Origin of the sequence: Streptomyces otsuchiensis (assembly GCF_004305975.1) — a bacterium.
Lineage (GTDB): Bacteria > Actinomycetota > Actinomycetes > Streptomycetales > Streptomycetaceae > Streptomyces > Streptomyces otsuchiensis.
On record NZ_BHZI01000667.1, the window covers coordinates 1 to 259 of the forward strand.

Annotated in this window: 1 protein-coding gene; it reads right to left on the reverse strand. The window is 58.3% G+C overall.

Features of this window, described 5'->3' with window-relative positions; genetic code table 11:
* On the reverse strand, positions 1-154 hold a 154-nt coding region (locus tag E0D90_RS28535; protein ID WP_130800370.1), incomplete at its 3' end, for a glutathione S-transferase N-terminal domain-containing protein.
* Between the last annotated feature and the right edge of the window lie 105 nt (positions 155-259).

The window sequence follows — 259 nt, forward strand, 5'->3', positions numbered from 1 at the left end:
TGCCCAGAGGATGCACTTGGCGCAACTCGGCAGGGGCGAGCATGGTCTGCGGGTCGCGCAGGTAGCGCTTGATCTGGTAGTCAATACCTATCTCTTCGAGCATCCAGAGAATGCGTTGCGAGCGCGAGTTGTTCAGGTGATGCAGGGTAATCATGGCAAGCTCCGACCGATTTTGGGGCAAAGGCTCTGTAACACGTCGTTCAGGGACGCACCACTAGCGTTTCATTGAGCCGCCCCGCGCTGTTCGACGATTGCTGGC